Origin of the sequence: Enterobacter sp. BIDMC109 (genome assembly GCF_001037885.1) — a bacterium.
GTDB classification, from domain to species: domain Bacteria; phylum Pseudomonadota; class Gammaproteobacteria; order Enterobacterales; family Enterobacteriaceae; genus Enterobacter; species Enterobacter hormaechei_C.
Genome location: NZ_KQ090002.1, coordinates 2,469,653 through 2,492,295, shown reverse-complemented (window position 1 = coordinate 2,492,295; position 22,643 = coordinate 2,469,653). Strand labels below are relative to the sequence as shown.

Sequence of the window (22,643 nt, the reverse complement as noted above, 5' to 3'; positions counted from 1 at the left end):
GTTCGTCATGACAATGGCATTGAATACAATGCAGCCTGCGCGCCTGGCAATATTTATTGCCCTCGCGCTTGCTGGTGTCTCTCCCACACTGTATGCCAGTGAGACGTTTAATACGGAACTGGTAGAGCTGGATAATCCCGGAATGGGAAAAGCGGATTTATCTGCCTTTGAATCCGGCTCGCAGGCACCCGGGACATACCACGTTGATATTATTCTTGACGATCGGCTGCTGGAAACGCGGGATATTCGTTTTATGGCAGTGAAGGATGCTAACGGCAGTGAAACGTTGCAGCCGTGCCTGAGTATCGGGCAGTTAAAAGCGTGGGGCGTGAAAACGGCGCTTTTCCCGCAGCTCGCCGCCGGGGAAAGTGAATGCGCCGATCTCAGGGCGATCCCACAGGCCAGCGCGGATTTTCAGTTTGGCGCCCAGCGTCTGGCGATTAGCATTCCACAGGCGGCTATAGACCTGCCAGCGAGAGGTTACGTTCCGCCGGATATGTGGGATGAAGGCATTACCGCGGCCATGCTCAACTACAGCCTGAGCGGGGCAAACAGCCGGGCAAGAAGCGGGGCAGGCACCCGCAGCGACAGCCAGTATGCAAACCTGCGGCCGGGGATCAACGTCGGTCCCTGGCGGTTACGCAACTACACCACCTGGTCCCGCGATGCGTCCGGCCAGGATAAGTGGGACAACGTATATACCTTGATGCAGCGCGCGATTATTCCCCTGCAAGCCCAGCTTACGCTCGGAGACAGTTCCGCGCCTGCCGATGTCTTTGACAGCATGCCGTTTCGCGGCGTCCAGCTGGCGTCCGACGACGATATGCTGCCGGATTCCCTGAAAGGCTATGCGCCGGTGGTGCGCGGTATTGCGCGAACTAACGCGCAGGTCGTGGTGCGTCAGAATGGCTATCAAATCTACCAAAGCTATGTGGCACCGGGCGCGTTTGAGATCGCGGATATGTATCCCACCGGCGGCGCGGGCGATCTTGATGTCACGATCGTCGAAGCTGATGGTAGTGAGCAACATTTCACCCTGCCGTACGCTTCGCTGCCGGTCCTGCAACGGGAGGGGCGCCTGAAATATGCCCTTACCGCCGGGCAGTATCGCTCGTATAACCGTAGCGTGGAGAAAACCCCCTTCGGGCAATTGACCGGAATTTACGGCCTCCCTCACGGTATTACGCTCTATGGCGGCGTCCAGGGGGCAGATAAGTACCAGTCGGCGGCTCTGGGGGTGGGCAAGAATATGGGCGATCTCGGGGCTGTATCCGCAGACGTCACTCAGGGCTGGTCAACGCCGGAGCATGCCGCGAAAACAAACGGTCAGTCGTGGCGGGCCCGATACAGCAAGAATTTTATCAATACCGGGACCAACTTTTCGATTGCCGGGTATCGCTACTCGACCCGCGGCTATTACGGGATGCAGGACGTCCTCGATTCGTACGGCGACAGCAGCGCGCTTCAGGACAGGCGACGTAACCGTGCCGAGCTGACGATGAGCCAGACGCTGGGGGACAACCTGGGCGCGCTTACCCTCAGTGCGGCGCGGGAAGATTACTGGAATGACGGTAAGTCGATGGCTTCGTGGAGCGTCGGCTATAGCAACTACTGGCACAACATCAGCTATGGCCTGACATGGACTTACAGCAAAAATGTCCGCTCAGCGTCAGAAACCCGCGACAGCCAAAAAAACGCTGACCATGACCAGCTTCTGGCGTTCAACGTCAGCATTCCGCTGGATAAATTTTTGTCGCAGACATGGGCTAACTATGGCATGAACGCCAGCGGGAATAACGGGACGACGCATAACGTCGGCCTGAACGGGGTAGCGCTCGAGAACCGTGCCCTGAACTGGAACGTACAGCAGGGATACGGAACAGAGGGTGTGGGCTATACCGGCAATGTTAACGCGGACTACAAAGGCACCTATGGCGAAGTCACGGCAGGTTATGGTTATGACAAAAACAGTGAACGCCTGAATTACGGGCTGCAAGGCGGCATTCTCGCCCATGCTGATGGCATCACGCTTTCCCAGCCGCTGGGGGAGACCAGCGTCTTAATCAAAGCCCCTGGCGCCCACGACGTGGATATCCGCAATCAGCCCGGTGTACGGACAGATTTTCGCGGATATACGGTCGTGAGCAACCTTTCTGTCTACCGGAAAAACGATCTCACCCTCGACCCGGAAACGATGCCGGACGATGTCGAGCTGGAGATCAACACTCGCACGGTGACGCCGACGCGGGGAGCGGTGGTGAGAGCCGATTATCTGCCGAAGTCAGGTCGCCGGGTGCTGATGACCTTGACCGACAACGACCGCGCCGTTCCGTTTGGGGCGGTGGTCACCCTTGTGGGTGATGACAGCGGCAGTTTTATTGTCGGCGATCGCGGTCAGGTCTATTTAACCGGGATGCGCGAGCAGGGAACGTTAGTCGCTACATGGGGAAGTCAATCCAGTCAGCAATGCCGCGCTGATTTCACGCTGCCGAATCACTCAACGTACGGTGGGATCGCTGATATGCGCGCCACCTGCCGTCAGGAACGCTAACATGAAATGTCTTAACGCGATGCTGCTGCTCTGTTTGCTCGCGGCGGCAAATATGGCTCGTGCCGGTACCTGCACCACCATCACCCCGCAGCTTTCAACCCTGTCCGTGGGGACGATCAACGTGCAGCGCGATGCGCCTGTCGGCACGGTGGTATTTTCTGGCGCGGCGTCAGCCACAGGCTCCTATCTTACCGGGTGTACTAATCCGCTGATGCTGGGATTCAGCCTGCGCTACAACGGCGCCACGTTGAGCAGCTACGGCAACCATGTTTACAACACGAACGTCAGCGGGATAGGGATACGCTTTTCTTCCAACGGCTATTTTGAAAACCCGAGCAATACGTTCTCGTACAATGCGCAGACCTCCTATGTGGACTGGTACGGCGGGAGGATTGAGCTGGTGGTGACGGGCCCGGTCTCATCGGGGGTATTAACCCCCGGGACGATCGGCGTCGTGACGCTTCAGGGAAGCGATGGCCTCTACCGTGACGGTCTGACCACGCAGCTCACCTCCGGCACCATCAATGCTCTGGCGTGCACGGTGAATACGGCCCAGCTGACGTTTCCGATAGGGGATATTCCCGCCTCGGCGTTCGGCTCCACGGTGGGCACCACGCCGATGGGGGCACAGAACACGCAAAACCTGGGCCTGACCTGCGCCGCCGGAACCAATATTACGGTCTCGCTCAGTGGAATACAGAACCCGGACAGCGCCAATACCAGCGTGATGGCCTTAACCGGGCAGGGAAATGCCGGCACTGCGAAAGGGGTGGGGGTGCAGCTTATCTATAACGGTGCACCGCTGGTGATGAACAGCCGACTATTCTTGCGGCAGTCTGCCGGGGGGGCAAGAGACGTTGCCATTAACGGCCCGATATTACCAGACGTTAACCCGCGTGGAGTCAGGTTCAGCGAATGCCTCCGCCACCCTTAATTTGACCTACCAGTAGCAGGTAAGAAGATGAAAATAAGATGCAGGACACTGCTTTTACTTGCCTTACTCAGCGGGAAGGTATGCTCCGCTGATAGCGTCAACATCGGTGTGACGGGAAATATCGTTGCGTCGCCGTGCATATTTAATGGCGGCAGTAACAGCCTTGATGTCAACCTGGGCAATATTCAGGCAACCAATATGGCGACGCCGGGCTCAACATCGGATCCGGTGCCTTTCAGTCTGCTGTTTACCCAGTGCCCAACCGGAACGCAGAGTGTGACCGTCACTTTCACCGGCAGCCCCGATCCCGAGGCGGGTGCGGACTATTTTATGAACAGCGGTTCGGCCACGCATGTGGCGATAGCCATGCGCGATGCCCAAACCGGCGCGCTTAAAGGAACAGGCACCAGCATGACCCAGACCATTGCCGCGGACAGAACCGCGACAATGGCTATGTTGGCCTCGGTAAGATCCATGCCGGGAGGCGCCACGCCGGGAAGCATCAATGCGGTTGTGGTGATGACGATGCAGTACAACTAAATGCCGGTGATAAGCCTTTTTTAAAGACGTTGGTGTGAACTATGTTAAATATTCTGATTCAGGAAACGGATCTGTTTTTTCAGGCTGGGCTACAGAGCTTTTTCGAAGATTTTTTTAAGCATAACTTTCATCGCTCCATCACATTTCACCTGGCGCTGACCAATGAAAACGTCAGCCAGGCCGATATTATTGTTCTTTCATTATGTCAGGGGGAAACGCTGACCTGTTTTCCGGAGTTACTGGCCCGGCAAAAAGGAATTGTGATAGGTCTCGTCGACGATGAGCTGCGTTTTTCGGCGCTGCCTTCCTGCTTTCAGGACATTATTTTTCTTCCGCGCCGGGCGTCGCTTGATCGTATTAGCGGCGTTCTGTTTATCGCGTGGTTCAGGACGCAATTACCAGGTTACACGTTGAATAAAAAGACCTGTTTCGACTGCCAGCATAAAGGGTTATCCCGGCAACAGATTCGTATTATGGTCAATTTTTACCGGGGGCTGTCGGTGGTGCAGACCGCGAACGCGTTGAAGATGAGCGAAAAAACGGTCTTTACCCATAAATATATGATGATGCAGAAATTTAATCTGCGAAGCGATTACGAGCTGATCGTACTGTTGAGAAGGCTGATGGAGAAAAAGAGCCGTCCGAACCTGCTTCGCGATTACCTGGAAAATAATTATGCACAACAAATAGCCTAAAACGGCAGCGGATAGCGGGCCGGGCAGCGATAGCTACCCGGCAATGCATTTAAACATTAACCGCAGCGATCAACCGCGTCTTCATGGTCTGGTATGCGGAAGCCGCAAAATCCTCCGCCCAGCGCTGGTCCTCGATCGCCTCCAGCTGCACGGCGCAATACTTCGTTTCCGGCGTTCTGGAGATCGGGTCGAGATTATCCTGCGTCAGCTCATTACAGGCGCCAATCCACCACTGGTAGGTCATATAGATTGCTCCCGCATTGATGCGCTCGCTGATGCTGGCGCGCGTGATCACTTTACCCCGGCGTGAACGTACCCAGACCAGTTGGCCCTCGGCAATCCCCCGTTCATCCGCGTCGGCCGGGTTGATCTGCACCCGGCCCGGCTCGTCGGCCAGGCTTTGCAGCGCCGCGCAGTTCCCGGTCATTGAGCGACAGGAGTAGTGACCCACTTCGCGCACCGTGCACAGTACCAGCGGGTAATCCGCATCCTGTATCTCCGCCGGGGCGCGCCAGGGGGCGGCAAATAACTGGCCTTTGCCAGTGGGGGTGTCGAACTGATTATCCTTGTACAGGTAGGGAGTGCCGGGATGATCGAGGGTTGGACAGGGCCACTGCACATGACCCATCTCGCCCATTTTTTCGTAGGTCACGCCGTAGAAGAGGGGGCACAGCTCGCGCATTTCGTCCCAGATCTGCTGGTTATCCTCGTAATGCATGGGATAACCCATCTCCGTGGCCAGCAGGCTGATGATCTCCCAGTCGCGCTTCACGTTGCCGCTGGCCTCAATGGCTTTGCCGAAACGCTGGAAGCCGCGATCGGCACAGGTGAACACGCCGGCGTGCTCTCCCCATGAGGTGGCAGGGAGCAGCACGTCAGCCACCTCTGCCGTTTTGGTCATAAAGATGTCCTGAACCACCACAAAATCGAGCGCCTCAAAGCCGCGGCGGACCAGTCCCAGATCGGCTTCTGTCTGAAGCGGATCTTCCCCCATGATGTAATACGCTTTGATCTTTCCTTCCAGCGCGAGATGTGGCACTTCGGTGATACGCGTCCCGACGCGATCGTCCATCCGGTTGACATTGATTTTCCACGCATCGGCAAATTTCAGTCTGACCGCCGGGTCAGTGACGTCCTGGTAGCCGGGGAACATATTGGGCAGAACGCCCATATCGCAGGCACCCTGAATGTTATTTTGCCCGCGAACCGGACCCACGCCGACGGCAGGGCGGCCCAGGTTGCCGGTCAGCAGCGCCAGGCTGGAGAGACCTTTCACCACATCGACCGCCTGACCAAACTGCGTGACGCCCATTCCCCACATCACCGTTGCTGAAGGCGCCGCTGCGAACATGCGCATTGCCTGACGAACATCCCGCGCGCGGATCCCCGTCAGATGTTCAACCTGCTCGGGTGCGTAATCTTTTACCGTCAGCCGGTACGCCTCAAGCCCTTCGGTAAAGCGGGCAACGTAGTTTTTGTCGTACAGTTCCTCTTCCAGCAGGACATAGCCAAAGGCATTGACCAGCGCCATGTTACTGCCATTTTTTAGCTGAAGATGAAGATCGGCAATGCGTGCCGTTTCAATATGACGCGGATCGCAGACGATGATTTTAGCGCCATTTTCACGTGCTTTAAGCACGCGTCGGGCGACGATGGGGTGAGAGTCGGCGCAGTTATAGCCGAATACCAGCAGGCATTTTGAGTTTTCAATATCGTTAATGGAATTGCTCATGGCGCCGTTGCCGAGGGTCTCCTGTAAACCGGCAACGGACGGACCGTGACAGACGCGGGCGCAGCAGTCGACGTTGTTAGTATTCAGCACCGCACGGGCAAATTTTTGCATCACATAGTTGGTCTCATTGCCCGTTCCCCGTGAGGAACCCGTGGTCATAATGGACCGAGGGCCATACTGTTCTTTGATGCTTTTAAGCCTGTGAGCGGTATAGCGAATGGCCTCTTCCCAGGTAACAGGGGTAAAGGCCTCGCCTTTGCTGTAGCGGATCATGGGCTGCGTCAGACGGGGGGTAAGCAGCCGTGTGTCGTTAAGAAAGTCCCAGCCGTAGAACCCTTTCAGGCAAAGCGTGCCCTGATTGGTTACGCCATCAGCGGCTTCGGCACGGATAATCCGGTTATTTTTTACGACGAGGTTTAGTTTGCAGCCTGCACCGCAGTAGGGGCAGACGCTGGCGATTTTTTTCATCAATAACAGACCTGTTAAGAAATGAAGCAATGTTTACTGGAAAGCCCAGTCCCTTAGCGGACTAAGCAGGATCCATGCCACATTCAGCGTTCTTGATTAACAGGGCGTTTGTGGAGAGAGGGTGTGTCATCGTCAGTATGTTCGTCACAATTGACGATGACACGCTATCCGCAGGGATGGGGGAGGCGTTAAAGATCGTCCATGGTGTAACCGACGACAATTTCCAGCGTCTTGCGGATAACATCCGCCTTAACGACATCGTCGGTGGATTCCAGCGTCTGGATTAGCCAGAGAATGATCGCTTTGTTGGTCAAATGACCTTCGGAAGCAAGAACACAACGAACCGCAGTCGAAAAAATGGCAGACTCTTCAGCAAAGCGATCGCCTGCGTGACGGAAATACTCCGACAACGCGCTATCTAAAAAGGCGGAGTGGTATTCGGGTTGAAGCTGAATATTTTGTCTCATTTGTTCTCACCGTAGCTGTAAAGTTGTAGTCAATGTATCTTTTTAGGATCGGACGGTTTTCCATTTCCAAATAACGGCACTACATTGTCTCGGTTATTTTTGAGAGATCCCTCTCTCTGTATTCGTCCTTGTGCGGTTCTGCGACCTTTAAAAGCGACTGTGCCAGAGCTGATGTCAGCTATCACTCGCGCTAATGTCTCCCGCCGCTGGGGATCCGTTTCATATGCTTGCATGTTACGCAGACGCTGAACCAATCCCTCGGTCGTCACGGGACCGCGCTCCTTCAAAAGTGAAAGAGCGGCTTCTCCAATAAGCTTGTCGATCAGTCTGTCCGCATCACTGCTGTTCATGACATTAACGTTCGAAGAGCAGGCCAAGAAGCATGTGATAATGATGTTCCTCTTCCGGGCCATTGGCCTTTTCAAGGCGACTCAACAGTTTTGTGCAGAGCGATTTGCGATTCAGATTTCGCCCGTCGCTAAGGATTTCAACAACAACCTGACCCAATGTTTCCTGTTGGGTTGGAAGCGCGGCTTTTTCGAAATACTGCGCAATCGCTGTTGCCGAGTCTGCGAGGTGTCCGTTCTGCTGCATGTTTCGCTCCTGTAAATTTTCGTAATCAGTAACGTTACATTTAAGGTATACATAATTTTCAAATCTGTACATTTAAAATGTACAATTTTTTAAATATTTTATAATATATTTTATAAAATAATTATTTATCAGATACTTATTCTTATACGTTTTACTGCGGTATTCACAAGATATATTGTACAATCCGAAGCGGCGTCGCAGAGTTGTACAAGCCCGTAAATGACGCAAAAAAGCCGTGTAAATCGTTGAGATGTAAATTATTTATTGGGCAATTAATGTGCTATAACAGAGTTTTCCCCACGTGTTTTCGTGGTCACCCCCTCAATCTTCAGGATTAGCATGCTCACAACCATCATTTACCGCAGTCATATCTGCGAGGACGTTCCAGTGAAAGCGCTGGAAGACATGGTCGCTGCTGCAAATTGTAGAAATCGCCAGTTCGATGTGACGGGGATTTTGCTGTTTAACGGCACACACTTTTTTCAGTTACTTGAAGGGCCCGCTGATAACGTTAAGGAGATCTATGAGCTCATCTGCCGTGACCCACGGCATCACAACGTGGTCGAATTGTTAAGCGATCACGGGCCTTCAAGACGTTTTGGCAACGTGGGTATGGAGCTCTTTGACCTTCGTCAGTACGATACCGACGAAGTGCTGCAACAGGTACTCGATAAAGGCACAACGCGCTATCAGCTGACCTATAACGATCGCGCCCTGCAATTTTTCCGCACCTTCGTTGAAGCCACTGAAAAAGCCAACTACTTTGAGCTGCCTCCGGCTGACGCCTGGGAGTTTGTCACCGAAAATACGCCGTTATCCTCCCAGCCGACAGTAGTGGCAAAGGGCGCGGACTGTAGTTTCGCATTTCAACCTATCGTCGATCCGTTTATGCAGCAGGTAGTTTCCTGGGAAGCCCTGATCCGCACGCCGTCCGGTGAGTCCCCGGAAAGCTATTTTGCCAACCTGTCGCGTGAGGCGCTGTACGAATCGGATCTGAAGAGTAAACAGGTGGCTTTGTCGATGGCCAGCGCGCTGGGCCTACAGACTCAAACGTTGTCCATTAATCTGCTGCCGATGACGCTGGTCAATGTTCCTGGCGCCGTCGATTTTTTACTGACGGCAATTGAGGCGAACGGTTTTGTGCCGGAGCAAATTGTGGTCGAGTTCACCGAGAGCGAGGCGATCTCGCGCTTCGAAGAGTTCACCAGCGCGGTCAGACAGCTTAAAAGCGCCGGGATCAGCGTGGCCATCGATCACTTTGGCGCGGGATTCGCCGGTCTGCAACTGCTGGCCCAGTTTCAGCCGGACAGAATCAAGATTAACCGTGACTTGATTGCCAACGTGCACAAGAGCGGCCCGCGTCAGGCTATTATTCAGGCGATCATTAAATGCTGTGCGTCTCTGGAAATTCTGTTCTGTGCGGTAGGCGTAGAGCTGGCTGAAGAGTGGATGTGGCTGGAATCTGCCGGGATTTCTCAGTTCCAGGGACACCTTTTCGCCAGCCCGCGCCTGGGGGGCATACCGGCGATTGCCTGGCCCGAGAAAAAGTACGATTTATAAAAACCTGTACGTAACTGTTAAGAGTGACCTGTACGTACGGCTAAATTTATACAACAATACATTAACGAGTGAGTGGTTCGTTGAGCCATTCACTTGTCTCAGAACGAGGAGTTAGTTATACAAATGATTTGTACAATCTGATAAGGTTGGTTTGGTTAGGTATGGAAGTATTGTGCGTGAGGGAGTTAATGGCCTATTACAGTATCGGCGAAGTGGCCGAACGATGCGGTATCAACCCCGTTACGCTGCGTGCCTGGCAGCGCCGTTATGGATTGTTGAAGCCGCAGCGAAGCGAAGGGGGTCATCGTCAGTTTGACGATGAAGATATCCTGCGTATCGAAGAGATCAAACGCCTGATGAAAACGGGTGTTTCGGTCGGTAAAGTAAAAGCGCTTCTTGAAAATACAGAAGTAATGACTCAGGGGAACTGGGCATCTTTTCAGGAAGAGATGTTAACCGTTCTGCGCTATGCCAGTCCGGCAAAACTGCGCGCCAAAATCGGCGAGTTCCGCCGTGACCATGCGATGGATGTTCTGATAGATAACATCATCACCCCTGTGCGGCAGCGAATGAACCAGGACCAGAATACGGTGCGTCACATGGCGAGCCTGCTGGACGGTGTCCTGATTGAGTTTGCCGTTGCAAGCCTGGGTGAGTCGCGAAAAAAAGCAGGTAAGGATGCGCTGCTGGTCGGGTGGGAGTGCGACGACCGTACGCATTTGTGGCTGGAAGCGGCCCGTCTTGCCTACAAGGGCTGGCATATCGACGTGCTGGCTGAGCCGATTGATTCTCCACGTCCTGAACTCTTCCCCGGGCAAAAAATCTTCGTCTGGACCGGTAAAGCGCCTACGCCTCGTCAACAGGAGCAGCTCGACCACTGGCGTGAACAGGGTTTCGCCGTTTCGTTCCATCACTGATGTTAAGGGGTCCGTCAGGGCCTTTTTGTCTTTTCGAGTCAGCTTTCTTATTGGAAGATAGCTATCTCAAAAATAGGTATTTCCAATACAATTTTTATCATTGCCCGTCACCTTACCGCCTTTCTTATGAAATGCATTATTTATCAATGCATTGAACAAATCTAACCATCCCATCCGCATCCCGTCACAGGGTCTATGCTTAATGAAAGTAGCCAAAAAGGGCGGTTTAGCCCAAAGCCCCTGCTCGCAGGGGGTTGAGGTGATAATCGTTATCACTAACATGGTGTTATGCCCTGGTGGCTTATCAGATGAGGTGGACCTATGGAACTGCATTCAGAAACCTTCAATCCGGCCGATTTTGCCTGGCGTGGTTTAACGCTGACGCCCGCGGCGGCGGCGCATATTCATGAGCTGGTGGCAAAAAATCCCGACATCCTCGGCGTACGCTTAGGCGTTAAGCAGACTGGCTGCGCGGGATTTGGCTACGTGCTGGATACCGTAACCGAACCTGAAAAGGACGATCTGGTCTTTGAAACCGACGGTGCAAAGTTATACGTCGCGCTACAGGCGATGCCGTTTATCGATGGAACCGAAGTCGACTACGTTCGGGAAGGTTTAAACCAGTTATTCAAATTTCATAACCCGAAAGCCCAGAACGAATGCGGCTGCGGCGAAAGCTTTGGGGTATAGGCGGTACTATGTCTCGTAATACTGAAGCAACGAGTGATGTAAACACCTGGAGCGGCGGACACCTCAACTATAAAGAGGGTTTCTTTACGCAGCTGCAAACCGATGAGCTGGCGAAAGGCATCAACGAAGAGGTCGTGCGCGCCATTTCGGCGAAACGTAACGAGCCGGAGTGGATGCTGGAGTTTCGCCTGAGCGCATTCCGCGCGTGGCTGGAGATGGAAGAACCCCACTGGCTGAAAGCGCATTACGATAAGCTGAACTATCAGGATTATAGCTACTACTCCGCGCCCTCCTGCGGCAGCTGTGATGATACCTGTGCCTCGCAACCCGGCGCGGTTCAGCAAACCGGCGCGGAGAACAGCTTCCTGAGTAAAGAGGTGGAAGAGGCGTTTAATCAGCTCGGCGTGCCCGTGCGCGAAGGCAAAGAGGTGGCGGTAGACGCCATTTTTGACTCCGTCTCGGTGGCAACCACCTACCGTGAAAAACTGGCGGAGCAGGGGATCATTTTCTGTTCCTTTGGTGAAGCCATTCACGATCACCCCGAGCTGGTGAAAAAGTATATTGGTACCGTGGTGCCGAGTAACGATAACTTCTTCGCGGCACTGAATGCGGCGGTGGCGTCAGACGGTACTTTTATCTACGTGCCGAAAGGCGTGCGCTGCCCGATGGAGCTCTCGACCTATTTCCGCATCAACGCGGAAAAAACCGGCCAGTTTGAACGCACCATCCTGGTGGCCGATGAAGGCAGCTACGTAAGCTACATCGAAGGGTGCTCCGCTCCTGTGCGCGACAGCTACCAGCTGCACGCGGCGGTGGTAGAGGTGATCATCCATAAAGATGCGGAAGTGAAGTACTCTACGGTACAGAACTGGTTCCCGGGCGACGGCAACACCGGTGGTATTCTGAACTTCGTCACCAAACGCGCGCTGTGCGAAGGCGAAAACAGCAAAATGTCCTGGACTCAGTCAGAAACCGGCTCCGCCATTACCTGGAAATACCCGAGCTGTATTCTGCGCGGCGACAACTCCATCGGTGAGTTTTACTCCGTGGCGCTGACCAGCGGTCATCAGCAGGCCGATACCGGCACCAAGATGATCCACATCGGTAAAAACACCAAATCGACCATCATCTCCAAAGGGATCTCTGCCGGTCACAGCCAGAACAGCTATCGCGGGCTGGTGAAAATCATGCCGACGGCAACCAACGCGCGTAACTTCACCCAGTGTGACTCCATGCTGATTGGCGCGGACTGCGGGGCGCATACCTTCCCGTATGTCGAATGCCGCAATAACAGCGCCCAGCTTGAGCATGAGGCAACTACGTCACGTATTGGTGAAGATCAGCTTTTCTACTGCCTGCAACGCGGGATCAGTGAAGAAGATGCGATTTCAATGATCGTTAACGGCTTCTGTAAGGACGTGTTCTCTGAACTGCCGCTGGAATTTGCCGTTGAAGCCCAGAAACTCCTCGCCATTAGTCTTGAACACAGCGTCGGTTAAGGAAAGCACATGTTAAGAATTAAAGATTTACAGGTTAGCGTGGAAGAGAAAGAGATCCTGCGTGGCCTCAATTTTGACGTCAAACCGGGTGAAGTTCACGCCATCATGGGGCCAAACGGCTCCGGGAAAAGTACGCTTTCAGCGACGCTGGCAGGACGCGAAGATTATGAAGTTACCAGCGGCTCCGTTGAGTTTAACGGCAAAGATCTGCTGGAGATGTCGCCGGAAGAGCGTGCCGGCGAGGGCATCTTTATGGCCTTCCAGTATCCGGTGGAAATTCCGGGCGTCAGCAACCAGTTCTTCCTGCAAACCGCGCTGAACGCGGTGCGCAAGTATCGCGGCCTTGAGGCGCTGGATCGCTTTGACTTCCAGGATCTGATGGAAGAGAAGATCAAGCTGCTGAAAATGCCGGAAGATCTGTTGACCCGCTCGGTAAACGTGGGTTTCTCCGGCGGTGAGAAGAAACGTAACGATATTCTGCAAATGGCGGTTCTGGAACCGGCGCTGTGCATTCTCGATGAGACCGATTCAGGGCTGGATATCGATGCCCTGAAGATCGTTGCCGACGGGGTGAACTCCCTGCGTGACGGCAACCGCTCATTTATCATCGTGACTCACTATCAGCGAATTCTGGATTACATCAAACCGGACTATGTCCACGTGCTTTACCAGGGACGCATTGTGAAATCCGGTGACTTTACGCTGGTTAAACAACTGGAGGAGCAGGGTTATGGCTGGCTTACCGAACAGCAGTAATGCACTTCAGCAGTGGCACCGGCTGTTTGAAGCGCAGGGTCGAGCGCGCTCTGAACAGGCTCAGCACCATCTCCAGCAGATGCTGCTTCTCGGTTTACCGACGCGTAAACATGAGAACTGGAAATATACCCCGCTGGATGGCCTGCTGAACGGCGAGTTTGTCACCCGTCTGGCGCAGGTCAGCCCCGATCAGCGCGACATGCTGGCGCTGAGCGTGGATGCCGTGCGTCTGGTATTTGTCGACGGTCTGTTCCGTGCGGAGCTGAGCGACAGCGTGCAGGAGAGCGGGTTCGATATCGTCATTAACGATGAACGTCAGTCGCTGAACGCGCCCGTTCAGCCTGAAGTCTTCCTGCACCTGACAGAGAGCCTGTCGCAATCTGTCACCCATATTCGCGTTAAGCGTAACCAGCGTCCGGCGAAACCGCTGCTGCTGATGCATATCACCCAGGGCGTTGAGGGTGATGAGATTAACACCGCCCACTATCGCCACCATCTTGAGCTGGCAGAAGGGGCAGAGGCGACGGTGATCGAGCATTACGTCAGCCTTAACGACACCCGTCATTTTACCGGTTCGCGTCTGACGATGAACGTGGCGGCCAATGCTCAGCTGCACCACATCAAGCTGGCGTTTGAGAATCCGCTCAGTCACCACTTCGCCCACAACGATATTCTGCTGGGCCAGGATGCCGCGGCGTACAGCCACAGCTTCCTGCTTGGCGGCGCGGTGCTGCGCCACAATACCAGCACCCAGCTGAACGGTGAAAACACTACGCTACGTATTAACAGCCTGGCGATGCCAGTGAAGTCAGAAGTGTGCGACACGCGCACCTGGCTTGAGCATAACAAAGGCTACTGCAACAGCCGTCAGCTGCACAAAACCATCGTCAGCGACAAAGGACGTGCGGTGTTTAACGGCCTGATAAACGTGGCGCAGCACGCCATCAAAACTGACGGGCAGATGACCAACAACAACCTCTTGCTGGGACGTCTGGCAGAGGTGGACACCAAACCACAGCTGGAAATTTATGCGGACGACGTGAAATGCAGCCACGGGGCGACGGTCGGGCGTATTGACGATGAGCAGATGTTCTACCTGCGCTCGCGCGGGATAGACCAGCAGGCCGCGCAAAAGATGATTATTTACGCCTTTGCGGCTGAGCTGACGGAAGCGCTGCCCGATGGCGGACTTAAACAGCAGGTGCTGGCCCGTATCGGTCAGCGGCTGCCTGGAGGCGAAGCATGACATTTCCCGTAGAGAAAGTCCGGGCAGATTTTCCGGTACTGACCCGTGAAGTGAACGGTCTGCCGCTGGCCTATCTCGACAGTGCGGCCAGCGCGCAAAAACCAAATCAGGTGGTGGATGCGGAAGCCGAGTTTTATCGCCACGGTTATGCGGCGGTACATCGCGGGATCCACACCCTGAGCGCCGAGGCGACCCAGCGCATGGAAAACGTGCGCACGCAGGTTGCGGCCTTCCTCAACGCGCGTTCGCCGGAAGAGCTGGTGTTTGTGCGTGGCACCACCGAAGGGATCAACCTGGTGGCTAACAGCTGGGGCAATGCGCAGGTGCACGCGGGGGATAACATCATCATCACCCAGATGGAGCACCACGCCAACATCGTGCCCTGGCAGATGCTCTGTGAGCGTGTGGGGGCGCAACTGCGGGTGATCCCCCTGAATGAAGACGGCACGCTCCAGCTGGAAAAGCTGGACGCCCTGCTGGACGACAGAACGCGGCTGGTGGCGGTGACCCACGTTTCAAACGTGCTGGGGACGGAAAATCCGGTGGCGCTGATCGTCGACAAAGCCCATCAGGTTGGTGCGAAAGTGTTGATTGATGGCGCCCAGGCGGTGATGCACCATGCGGTTGACGTTCAGGCTCTGGACTGCGATTTCTACGTCTTCTCCGGGCACAAGCTGTATGGCCCGACGGGCATCGGCGTGTTGTATGTGAAAGAGGACATTCTCCAGGCCATGCCGCCGTGGGAAGGGGGCGGGTCAATGATCGCCACCGTCAGCCTGACGGACGGCACAACCTACGCCCGTGCGCCCTGGCGCTTCGAGGCGGGTACGCCCAACACGGGCGGGATCATCGGGCTGGGCGCGGCCATTAGCTACGTCTCTGAAACGGGGCTGGCGGCGATTCAGGAGTACGAACAGCAGCTGATGCATTATGCCTTGCAGGAGCTGGCCAGCGTCCCGGAACTGACCTTATATGGCCCTGCTGACCGTCTGGGTGTGATAGCCTTCAACCTCGGCAAGCATCACGCCTATGATGTGGGCAGTTTCCTTGATAATTACGGCGTCGCCGTACGTACCGGGCATCACTGCGCGATGCCGCTGATGGCGTATTATCAGGTACCGGCTATGTGCCGCGCATCGCTGGTGATGTACAACACAACGGAAGAGGTCGACAGACTGGTGGCGGGACTAAAACGTATTCACCAGCTGCTTGGCTAACGGAGAGGCGAGAGATGGCAGATTTGCCGGACAGAGATAAATTGCTGCGCAACTTTGGGCGTTGCGCGAACTGGGAAGAGAAATACCTTTATATTATCGAGCTGGGCCAGCGCCTGCCGCCGCTCAGCGAAGAGGCGCATAACCCGGACAACATCATTCAGGGCTGCCAGAGCCAGGTCTGGATCCTGATGCAGCAGACGGATGAAGGCGTAATTGAATTACAGGGTGACAGCGATGCCGCCATTGTGAAGGGGCTTATTGCCGTCGTATTTATTCTTTATCACCAGATGTCGGCGCAGGATATTGTCGCCTTTGACGTTCGCCCGTGGTTTGAAAAAATGGCCTTAACTCAACACCTCACCCCGTCCCGATCCCAGGGGCTGGAAGCGATGATCCGCGCCATACGCGCCAAAGCCGCAATCCTTAGCTAAACTGACAGAACAGCATTCATTCTGTTTCGCGGGGTGGTTTCCACCTCGCTGGTTTTTCAGCTTTCTGACGTTTGGTCAGTGAATAAGGAATCTCAGCATGAAGCGCGCGTCTCTAATAACTCTATTACTCCTTGGTTCGCTCAGTGCTGTTAATTCAGCCAGGGCGGTTGATTATCCTTTACCGCCCGCAGGCAGCCGCCTGATTGGGCAAAACCAGACATACACCATTCAGGAAGGTGACAATAAACTTCAGTCTATCGCTCGTCGCTTTAATACCGCCGCACAGCTCATCCTTGAAACCAATAATACCATTGCACCGGTGAACCCTGCGCCAGGAACGGTCATTACCATCCCTTCCCAGATGCTACTGCCGGACACCGAGCGCGAGGGCATTGTGGTGAATCTGGCGGAGCTGCGTCTTTACTTCTATCCGCCAGGCGAAAATATCGTGCAGGTCTATCCGCTGGGTATTGGTCAGCTTGGGCTGGAAACACCGGTCAGCACCACCCGTGTGAGTCAGAAAATCCCTAACCCTACCTGGACCCCCACAGCGGGCATCAGAGCGCGCTCACTGGCCCAGGGCATTAAACTGCCGCCTGTGGTACCCGCAGGGCCAAATAACCCGCTGGGGCGCTTTGCGCTGCGTCTGGGCATCGGGAATGGGGAATATCTTATTCACGGCACCAGCGCGCCGGACAGCGTAGGGCTGCGGGTCAGCTCGGGCTGTATGCGGATGAACGCGCCGGATATCAAAGCGTTGTTTGAGCAAGTGCGCGTCGGCACGCGGGTGCAGATCATCAATGAGCCGGTGAAGTTCTCCGTCGAGCCGGACGGCAAACGTTATATCGAAGTGCACAGGCCGCTGGCGCAGGCTGAGGGTGAAAACCCACAGACGGTGCCGTTCACGCACTCGGCGGCGTTTACCGCCTTTGCAGCGGAATCAGGTAGCGATAAAACGCTTATCGATAAAGCCCTGGCGCGCAGAGCGGGGATCCCGGTGGCCGTTTCAGCAGGCAATGGTTCGTCAGCCAGCAATTCTGTCCTGTCGGTACAGAACAGTCGTGTCTCAGCGGCGGTGGCGGAAGGCGAGGGAGAGAAAGCGCTTCAGTAGAGGTTTGACGAAGGCAAAAAAAATGGCGCACAATGTGCGCCATTTTATTAACAGGTACTATTACTTACGGTATTTAGTAGCCTGGTTGTCCAGACGCTGGTTAGCGCGAGCTGCGTCGTCTTTAGCAGCCTGAACGTCGGAACGCATTGCGTTCACGTCGTTGCTCAGCTGGTCAACTTTAGCGTTCAGAGTCTGAACGTCAGAAGACAGCTGATCGATTTTAGCGTTGCTGGAGCAACCTGCCAGCAGAGTAGAACCCAGGATTACCGCGCCCAGTACCAGTTTAGTACGATTCATTATTAATACCCTCTAGATTGAGTTAATCTCCATGTAGCGTTACAAGTATTACACAAAGTTTTTTGGGTTGAGAATATTTTTTTGATGGGATTACGCCTATTTTTGATCGTTCGCTCAAAGAAGCAACGAAATCGGCAATTTTGACGAAAAAGCTATGTTAAAAAAGGCATTTTTCATCGGATTCATCTTAGATAAATCGCGATTAAATAGAAAAACCCGATTTGCTTTTTGAATAGTTCTGGTTAAAGGCGGGAATAAAAAAAGCGCCCCGAAGGACGCTTTTTAACAAAACAATAATTTGTTCGTGAAATATTACAGCACGTGGACAGATGCAGTGTTGGTGGTGCCGCTTGGAACCAGCGCGCCAGAAACCATAACCACCACGTCGCCTTTCTGGGCCAGGCCACAATCAACCAGTTCCAGAGCCACTTCTTTACCCAGACGATAGAAATCATCGGTAGAGGCAATCTCTTTCACCAGGTGTGGGATCACACCTTTGCTCAGCACCAGCTGACGCGCGGTAGTTTCGTTGGTGGTCAGCGCCAGAATGGTCGCATCCGGGAAGTATTTACGCACGGCACGCGCAGATTTACCGCCCTGGGTCGCCACGACAATCAGTGGGGCTTCCAGTTTCTCAGCGGTTTCTACCGCACCACGGCACACGGCTTCGGTGATGCGCAGTTTACGGCTGTCGTTGTTGTAATCCAGACGGCTTTTCATCACGCGGTCGGTACGCTCACAGATGGTCGCCATGATGCTGACCGCTTCCAGAGGGTATTTCCCTTTTGCAGATTCGCCAGACAGCATAACGGCATCGGTACCGTCGAGGATGGCGTTCGCCACGTCGCCTGCTTCAGCGCGGGTAGGGCGTGGGTTTTTGATCATGGAGTCCAGCATCTGCGTTGCGGTGATAACCACTTTACGCGCGCGAACACATTTCTCGATCATCATCTTCTGCGCGAAGATCACTTCTTCAACCGGGATTTCAACGCCCAGGTCGCCACGCGCAACCATGATACCGTCAGACGCTTCGAGGATTTCGTCGAAGTTGTTCAGGCCTTCCTGGTTTTCGATCTTGGAGATGATCTGAATGTTCTCGCCGCCGTGCGCTTTCAGGTGCTCACGGATCTCAACCACGTCAGAACGTTTACGGATAAAGGAGGCAGCAACGAAGTCCACGCCTTGTTCGCAGCCGAAGATCAGGTCTTGTTTGTCTTTTTCAGCCAGCGCTGGCAGCGCAATGGACACACCCGGCAGGTTAACGCCTTTGTTTTCGCCCAGATCGCCGTTGTTCAGCACTTTACAGATAACCTTGTTACCTTCGATCGCCGTCACTTCCATGCCGATCAGGCCGTCATCTACCAGCACGGTGTTGCCAACAGACAGATCGCTGGTGAAGCCTTCGTAGGTCACGGCAACGATTTCGTTGTTACCCACAACGGATTTGTCGGTGGTGAAGGTGAAGGTCTGGCCCGCTTTCAGGGAAACGTCGTTACCGCCTTCCAGTTTGATGGTGCGGATTTCAGGACCTTTGGTGTCGAGCAGGATTGCCGCTTTTTTCCCGGTCTTGCTCATCACGTTGCGCAAGTTCTGGATACGCTGACCGTGTTCAGCATAGTCGCCGTGGGAGAAGTTCAGACGCATCACGTTCATGCCGGCATCCAGCATTTTGCTCAGCATCTCTTCGGATTCGGTTTTCGGGCCGATAGTACAAACAATTTTCGTCTTTTTCATGACAGTCTTAGTCTTTAAGTTGGGAAGGATATGGAAATCTCGCTCCGGGGGCGCACCGCCGCGGAGTCAAACCTGTGTTGCGAAAGAGTATATGACACGCACTAAGAATAGGTGACATCAAATGAGCGTGCAGAAGAAAGTGTGCCTGAGTGCCAGCCCAACGAAGGAGAGGAGAAGTTGTACGTTGTTTTTTGTATTCCAAGCGCTGAAACCATTCACCAGGGATTTGGCGCGCATTATACGCTGATTTACAGTAAAAAGGAAAATGGAAACAGCGTTTCAAAACAATCTGTGCAGATTCACATAAGTTTGTTATCAAGGCGTTAAGGTCTAATGTCATCTTATGACGGCAGGCGCAACGCCCGCCGTTTTTTGCTCACTTTTCCAGCGCCTGCTGAAGGTCGGCGATCAGATCCTTCGCATCCTCAATCCCCACCGACAGGCGGATAAGCTGCGGCACAATGCCGTTTGCAAGACGCTGCGCCAGAGGTATGGAGGCGTGGGTCATGCTGTAGGGCTGGCTCACCAGACTCTCCACACCGCCCAGACTTTCCGCCAGGGTAAAGAGCGTAAGATGACGGATCACCTCTGCCGCGCGTTGCACATCGCCTTTAATCACAACGGAGATCATGCCGCCCGGCAGCGCCATTTGTCTGCGTGCCAGCGCATACTGGGGATGTGACGCCAGCCCGGGATAGAACACGCGGTCTACCTGCGGATGCTGCTCCAGCCATTGCGCAATTGCCAGTGCGTTGGCGCTGTGCTTCTCAACGCGCAGAGAGAGGGTGCGAATCCCCCGCAGCGTCAGGAAACTGCTGAACGGATCCAGAACGCCGCCAACCGCGTTTTGCAGATAGCCCAGACGCTCCGCGAGATCCTTATTTGCCCCGACAACAGCCAGCCCGGCAACCACGTCTGAATGACCGTTGAGATATTTAGTGGCGGAGTGGACCACTATATCGAACCCCGCCTCCAGCGGCCGGTGAATGACCGGGGAGGCGAAGGTATTATCCGCCACGCTGATCGCATTATGGCGCCGGGCAATGTCCGCGATGGCCTCCAGGTCGGCCAGTTTCAGCAGCGGGTTCGTTGGCGTTTCCACCCAGATCATGCGGGTGTCCGGGCGAATGGCGGCCTCAAGCCCGGCTACATCGTCCGGCTTAACCCAGCTCACCTGTAACCCGGTGCTGCGCTTGCGCACGTTTTCGATCAGGCGATACGTACCGCCATACACGTCGTCAATGGCGACGATATGGCTGTCTTTATCCAGCAGTTCGAGCACGGTGGAAATGGCTGCCAGCCCTGACGCGAAAGCGTACCCGCGCGTGCCGCCTTCCAGTTCGGCGATGGCGGTCTCCAGCGCGTGGCGGGTTGGATTGCCGCTCCGGGAGTATTCGTAGCCGGTATGTTCACCCGGTGCCGGTTGCGCAAACGTCGACGTGGCGTAAATTGGCGGCATCACGGCGCCGTGCGGGTCGTGATACTCACCGCTGTGAACGCTGAGGGTGGCCAGGTTTTTCATCTTTTGCTCCTTTTATTTTGTCAGGCGGTTACGCCAGGCGGTGAGTACATCACTGCGTGTGATTAGACCCAGAAAGCGATCTTCGTCATAAATAATCGCCACCAGGCCACGGTCAAAGATGGCGTACAGGGCGCTCTCCGGGGCCTGCTTATCCAGATATTCGACCTGACGCGTCATGGCTGCCGTCACGGGGAGTGAGAAGCGATCGGCATCTCCCCCGATGTGTCGCAGCAGGTCCCACTCGTCAATGATGCCGACGACCTTGTCGTTATCGAGCACCGGCAGCTGGGAGATGTCGTACAGGCGCATGCGGGCCAGCACGGTGGAAAGCGTGTCGTCCGGGGCGGCAGTCACCGTCGCGCCTTCATCGTGGCGCAGGGCAATATAGTCCGAGAGATCGCCTGCCTGCGGACGCGAAATCAGCCCCTGCTGGCGCATCCAGTCGTCGTTGAACATCTTCGAGAGGTATTTATTGCCGCTGTCGCAGGCGAAGGTGACCACACGTTTTGGCGTAGTCTGCGCCTGGCAATATTTCAGCGCCGCCGCCAGCAGCGTGCCGGTGGATGAGCCTGCCAGGATCCCTTCCGTTTTTAGCAGATCGCGGGCGGTGGTGAACGCCTCGCGATCGGTAATGCGCCAGGCGCGGTTAACCCCTTCGATGTGCGCCAGCGGAGGGATAAAGTCTTCGCCAATCCCTTCAACCAGCCACGATCCGGCATCGTGATGGCGTCCGTTTTCAACCTGGTCCGCCAGCACCGACCCGGCCGGATCGGCAAGCACAAATTCCGTCTGCGGCGAATGTTCTGCAAACCACGCCTGTAAGCCACCCAGCGTACCGCCGGACCCCACGCCGACGACGATGGCATCGATCTGGCCGTCAAGCTGTTCAAACAGTTCCGGTGCGGTAGTGGTGCGGTGCGCCAGCGGATTGGCCGCGTTATTGAACTGATCAATATAAAACGCGCCTGGCAGTTCGTTCGCCAGCCGCCGGGCATAATCCTGGTAGTAGGCCGGATGCCCTTTATTCACATCTGAACGGGTCAGCACGACCTGCGCCCCTAACGCGCGCAGGTGGAAAATCTTCTCGCGGCTCATTTTGTCCGGCACCACCAGGATCAGCGAGTAGCCCTTCTGCGCCGCAATCAACGCCAGCCCCAGGCCGGTGTTCCCCGCCGTGGCTTTAATAATGGTGCCGCCGGGCCGTAGCTGGCCCGTACGCTCGGCTTCATTAATCATCGACAACGCGACGCGGTCTTTAATCGAGCCGCCGGGATTCTGGTTTTCCAGCTTCAGAAACAGCGAGCAGGGGCCGGTGTCCAGCTTGTGCAGCTGGATGAGCGGCGTACGGCCAATCAGTTCGGTGACGGAGTGGTAAAGCGTCATGGTCATGTCCTGTGAAGAGGTGATGACCGGATGATAGAACCATGAAATTTTCTCAATAAAGAACCTTTCACTGAGTTTTAGAACGGAAAGGAATAATCATTGTGTTTTCAGATGGAAAGACAGCAAGACGTAAAGTTGTCCGGATGTGAGGATGGCTATATCCGCATAAAGTGCTGCAAAATTAGCCGATTTCGTCGGGTGAGTAAGACCTGATATGCAAATGGCAGATAATTATTGCTGATATTCATCTAAATGCTTTTCACCCGCCAGTTCGCTGCTTATTCCTGAGCATTATAAGA

The 22,643-nt window shown here is 54.8% G+C and carries 20 protein-coding genes and 1 pseudogene; 13 read left to right on the top strand and 8 right to left on the bottom strand.

Features of this window, described 5'->3' with window-relative positions; all coding sequences use genetic code 11:
• The first annotated feature begins 7 nt into the window (after window positions 1–7).
• The 4 genes and pseudogenes from SK62_RS11805 (at window position 8) to SK62_RS11790 (ending at window position 4,720) form a co-directional block, all read left to right on the top strand.
• Window positions 8–2,551 (top strand): fimbria/pilus outer membrane usher protein, encoded by a 2,544-nt coding sequence (locus SK62_RS11805; protein WP_023303537.1) that lies wholly within the window; start codon window positions 8–10, stop codon window positions 2,549–2,551.
• Between the two features lies 1 nt (window position 2,552).
• A pseudogene (locus SK62_RS11800) lies at window positions 2,553–3,501 on the top strand (fimbrial protein).
• Window positions 3,502–3,512: 11 nt separating this feature from the next.
• Entirely contained in the window at window positions 3,513–4,025 is a 513-nt protein-coding gene (locus tag SK62_RS11795) for a fimbrial protein (protein ID WP_047719400.1), read from the top strand.
• Between the two features lie 41 nt (window positions 4,026–4,066).
• On the top strand, window positions 4,067–4,720 hold the full coding sequence (locus SK62_RS11790; RefSeq protein WP_045907493.1) for a helix-turn-helix transcriptional regulator: 654 nt from the start codon (window positions 4,067–4,069) through the stop codon (window positions 4,718–4,720).
• Window positions 4,721–4,769: 49 nt separating this feature from the next.
• Here the strand turns inward: SK62_RS11790 and fdhF are convergent, their stop codons facing one another.
• The 4 genes from fdhF to ycgZ form a co-directional block, all read right to left on the bottom strand.
• Window positions 4,770–6,920, bottom strand: a complete 2,151-nt coding sequence (gene fdhF, locus SK62_RS11785; RefSeq protein ID WP_048249562.1) for a formate dehydrogenase subunit alpha — start codon at window positions 6,918–6,920, stop codon at window positions 4,770–4,772.
• Window positions 6,921–7,108: 188 nt separating this feature from the next.
• Window positions 7,109–7,387, bottom strand: a complete 279-nt coding sequence (locus SK62_RS11780) for a biofilm/acid-resistance regulator YmgB/AriR (RefSeq protein WP_003857748.1) — start codon at window positions 7,385–7,387, stop codon at window positions 7,109–7,111.
• A gap of 29 nt (window positions 7,388–7,416) precedes the next feature.
• A complete protein-coding gene (locus SK62_RS23185; RefSeq protein ID WP_015570712.1) occupies window positions 7,417–7,737 on the bottom strand; it encodes a hypothetical protein in 321 nt (106 codons plus the stop codon).
• A gap of 4 nt (window positions 7,738–7,741) precedes the next feature.
• On the bottom strand, window positions 7,742–7,981 hold the full coding sequence (gene ycgZ / locus SK62_RS11775; protein ID WP_017384632.1) for a regulatory protein YcgZ: 240 nt from the start codon (window positions 7,979–7,981) through the stop codon (window positions 7,742–7,744).
• A gap of 339 nt (window positions 7,982–8,320) precedes the next feature.
• Between ycgZ and SK62_RS11770 the strand changes: the two genes are divergently transcribed.
• The 9 genes from SK62_RS11770 to SK62_RS11730 all read left to right on the top strand — a co-directional run bounded on the left by SK62_RS11770 (window position 8,321) and on the right by SK62_RS11730 (window position 17,408).
• Entirely contained in the window at window positions 8,321–9,541 is a 1,221-nt protein-coding gene (locus SK62_RS11770; RefSeq protein ID WP_039270953.1) for a diguanylate phosphodiesterase, read from the top strand.
• A 188-nt stretch (window positions 9,542–9,729) separates the two neighbouring features.
• Entirely contained in the window at window positions 9,730–10,458 is a 729-nt protein-coding gene (locus SK62_RS11765; RefSeq protein WP_033487124.1) for a MerR family transcriptional regulator, read from the top strand.
• Between the two features lie 321 nt (window positions 10,459–10,779).
• A complete protein-coding gene (sufA, locus tag SK62_RS11760; protein ID WP_003857741.1) occupies window positions 10,780–11,148 on the top strand; it encodes a Fe-S cluster assembly scaffold SufA in 369 nt (122 codons plus the stop codon).
• A gap of 8 nt (window positions 11,149–11,156) precedes the next feature.
• Window positions 11,157–12,647, top strand: a complete 1,491-nt coding sequence (sufB, locus tag SK62_RS11755; protein WP_003857739.1) for a Fe-S cluster assembly protein SufB — start codon at window positions 11,157–11,159, stop codon at window positions 12,645–12,647.
• A 9-nt stretch (window positions 12,648–12,656) separates the two neighbouring features.
• Window positions 12,657–13,403 carry a Fe-S cluster assembly ATPase SufC gene (sufC, locus tag SK62_RS11750; protein WP_047719402.1) on the top strand — a complete coding sequence of 249 codons (747 nt, stop codon included), beginning with the start codon at window positions 12,657–12,659 and terminating at the stop codon, window positions 13,401–13,403.
• On the top strand, window positions 13,378–14,649 hold the full coding sequence (gene sufD / locus SK62_RS11745; protein ID WP_017693568.1) for a Fe-S cluster assembly protein SufD: 1,272 nt from the start codon (window positions 13,378–13,380) through the stop codon (window positions 14,647–14,649). Before sufC ends, sufD begins: the two co-directional genes overlap by 26 nt.
• Entirely contained in the window at window positions 14,646–15,866 is a 1,221-nt protein-coding gene (gene sufS, locus SK62_RS11740) for a cysteine desulfurase SufS (protein WP_017693567.1), read from the top strand. The genes sufD and sufS overlap by 4 nt, the downstream gene beginning before the upstream one ends.
• A gap of 14 nt (window positions 15,867–15,880) precedes the next feature.
• Window positions 15,881–16,297 (top strand): cysteine desulfuration protein SufE, encoded by a 417-nt coding sequence (gene sufE, locus SK62_RS11735; RefSeq protein WP_017693566.1) that lies wholly within the window; start codon window positions 15,881–15,883, stop codon window positions 16,295–16,297.
• A gap of 97 nt (window positions 16,298–16,394) precedes the next feature.
• Window positions 16,395–17,408 carry a L,D-transpeptidase LdtE gene (locus SK62_RS11730; protein WP_017693565.1) on the top strand — a complete coding sequence of 338 codons (1,014 nt, stop codon included), beginning with the start codon at window positions 16,395–16,397 and terminating at the stop codon, window positions 17,406–17,408.
• A 60-nt stretch (window positions 17,409–17,468) separates the two neighbouring features.
• On the opposite strand, the gene lpp is transcribed toward SK62_RS11730, so the two are convergent.
• The 4 genes from lpp to SK62_RS11710 form a co-directional block, all read right to left on the bottom strand.
• Window positions 17,469–17,705, bottom strand: coding sequence for a murein lipoprotein Lpp (gene lpp / locus SK62_RS11725; RefSeq protein ID WP_001082307.1), 237 nt, complete (start codon window positions 17,703–17,705; stop codon window positions 17,469–17,471).
• A 312-nt stretch (window positions 17,706–18,017) separates the two neighbouring features.
• On the bottom strand, window positions 18,018–19,439 hold the full coding sequence (gene pykF, locus SK62_RS11720) for a pyruvate kinase PykF (protein ID WP_003857687.1): 1,422 nt from the start codon (window positions 19,437–19,439) through the stop codon (window positions 18,018–18,020).
• A gap of 376 nt (window positions 19,440–19,815) precedes the next feature.
• Complete coding sequence (locus tag SK62_RS11715; RefSeq protein WP_017693564.1) at window positions 19,816–20,961, bottom strand: trans-sulfuration enzyme family protein; 1,146 nt, start codon at window positions 20,959–20,961, stop codon at window positions 19,816–19,818.
• 12 nt (window positions 20,962–20,973) lie between these two features.
• Window positions 20,974–22,344, bottom strand: a complete 1,371-nt coding sequence (locus tag SK62_RS11710; protein WP_047719403.1) for a pyridoxal-phosphate dependent enzyme — start codon at window positions 22,342–22,344, stop codon at window positions 20,974–20,976.
• Window positions 22,345–22,643: the final 299 nt, after the last annotated feature.

Bases quoted from the DNA above. Each gene is read 5' to 3' on its own strand.
- lpp (WP_001082307.1), bottom strand. From the start codon at position 17,705: ATGAATCGTACTAAACTGGTACTGGGCGCGGTAATCCTGGGTTCTACT.
- sufC (WP_047719402.1), top strand. From the start codon at position 12,657: ATGTTAAGAATTAAAGATTTACAGGTTAGCGTGGAAGAGAAAGAGATC.
- SK62_RS11730 (WP_017693565.1), top strand. From the start codon at position 16,395: ATGAAGCGCGCGTCTCTAATAACTCTATTACTCCTTGGTTCGCTCAGT.
- SK62_RS11805 (WP_023303537.1), top strand. From the start codon at position 8: ATGACAATGGCATTGAATACAATGCAGCCTGCGCGCCTGGCAATATTT.
- pykF (WP_003857687.1), bottom strand. From the start codon at position 19,439: ATGAAAAAGACGAAAATTGTTTGTACTATCGGCCCGAAAACCGAATCC.
- SK62_RS11795 (WP_047719400.1), top strand. From the start codon at position 3,513: ATGAAAATAAGATGCAGGACACTGCTTTTACTTGCCTTACTCAGCGGG.
- sufD (WP_017693568.1), top strand. From the start codon at position 13,378: ATGGCTGGCTTACCGAACAGCAGTAATGCACTTCAGCAGTGGCACCGG.
- sufS (WP_017693567.1), top strand. From the start codon at position 14,646: ATGACATTTCCCGTAGAGAAAGTCCGGGCAGATTTTCCGGTACTGACC.
- SK62_RS11790 (WP_045907493.1), top strand. From the start codon at position 4,067: ATGTTAAATATTCTGATTCAGGAAACGGATCTGTTTTTTCAGGCTGGG.
- SK62_RS11710 (WP_047719403.1), bottom strand. From the start codon at position 22,344: ATGACGCTTTACCACTCCGTCACCGAACTGATTGGCCGTACGCCGCTC.
- SK62_RS11765 (WP_033487124.1), top strand. From the start codon at position 9,730: ATGGCCTATTACAGTATCGGCGAAGTGGCCGAACGATGCGGTATCAAC.
- SK62_RS11780 (WP_003857748.1), bottom strand. From the start codon at position 7,387: ATGAGACAAAATATTCAGCTTCAACCCGAATACCACTCCGCCTTTTTA.
- ycgZ (WP_017384632.1), bottom strand. From the start codon at position 7,981: ATGCAGCAGAACGGACACCTCGCAGACTCGGCAACAGCGATTGCGCAG.
- fdhF (WP_048249562.1), bottom strand. From the start codon at position 6,920: ATGAAAAAAATCGCCAGCGTCTGCCCCTACTGCGGTGCAGGCTGCAAA.
- sufB (WP_003857739.1), top strand. From the start codon at position 11,157: ATGTCTCGTAATACTGAAGCAACGAGTGATGTAAACACCTGGAGCGGC.
- SK62_RS11715 (WP_017693564.1), bottom strand. From the start codon at position 20,961: ATGAAAAACCTGGCCACCCTCAGCGTTCACAGCGGTGAGTATCACGAC.
- sufE (WP_017693566.1), top strand. From the start codon at position 15,881: ATGGCAGATTTGCCGGACAGAGATAAATTGCTGCGCAACTTTGGGCGT.
- sufA (WP_003857741.1), top strand. From the start codon at position 10,780: ATGGAACTGCATTCAGAAACCTTCAATCCGGCCGATTTTGCCTGGCGT.
- SK62_RS11770 (WP_039270953.1), top strand. From the start codon at position 8,321: ATGCTCACAACCATCATTTACCGCAGTCATATCTGCGAGGACGTTCCA.
- SK62_RS23185 (WP_015570712.1), bottom strand. From the start codon at position 7,737: ATGAACAGCAGTGATGCGGACAGACTGATCGACAAGCTTATTGGAGAA.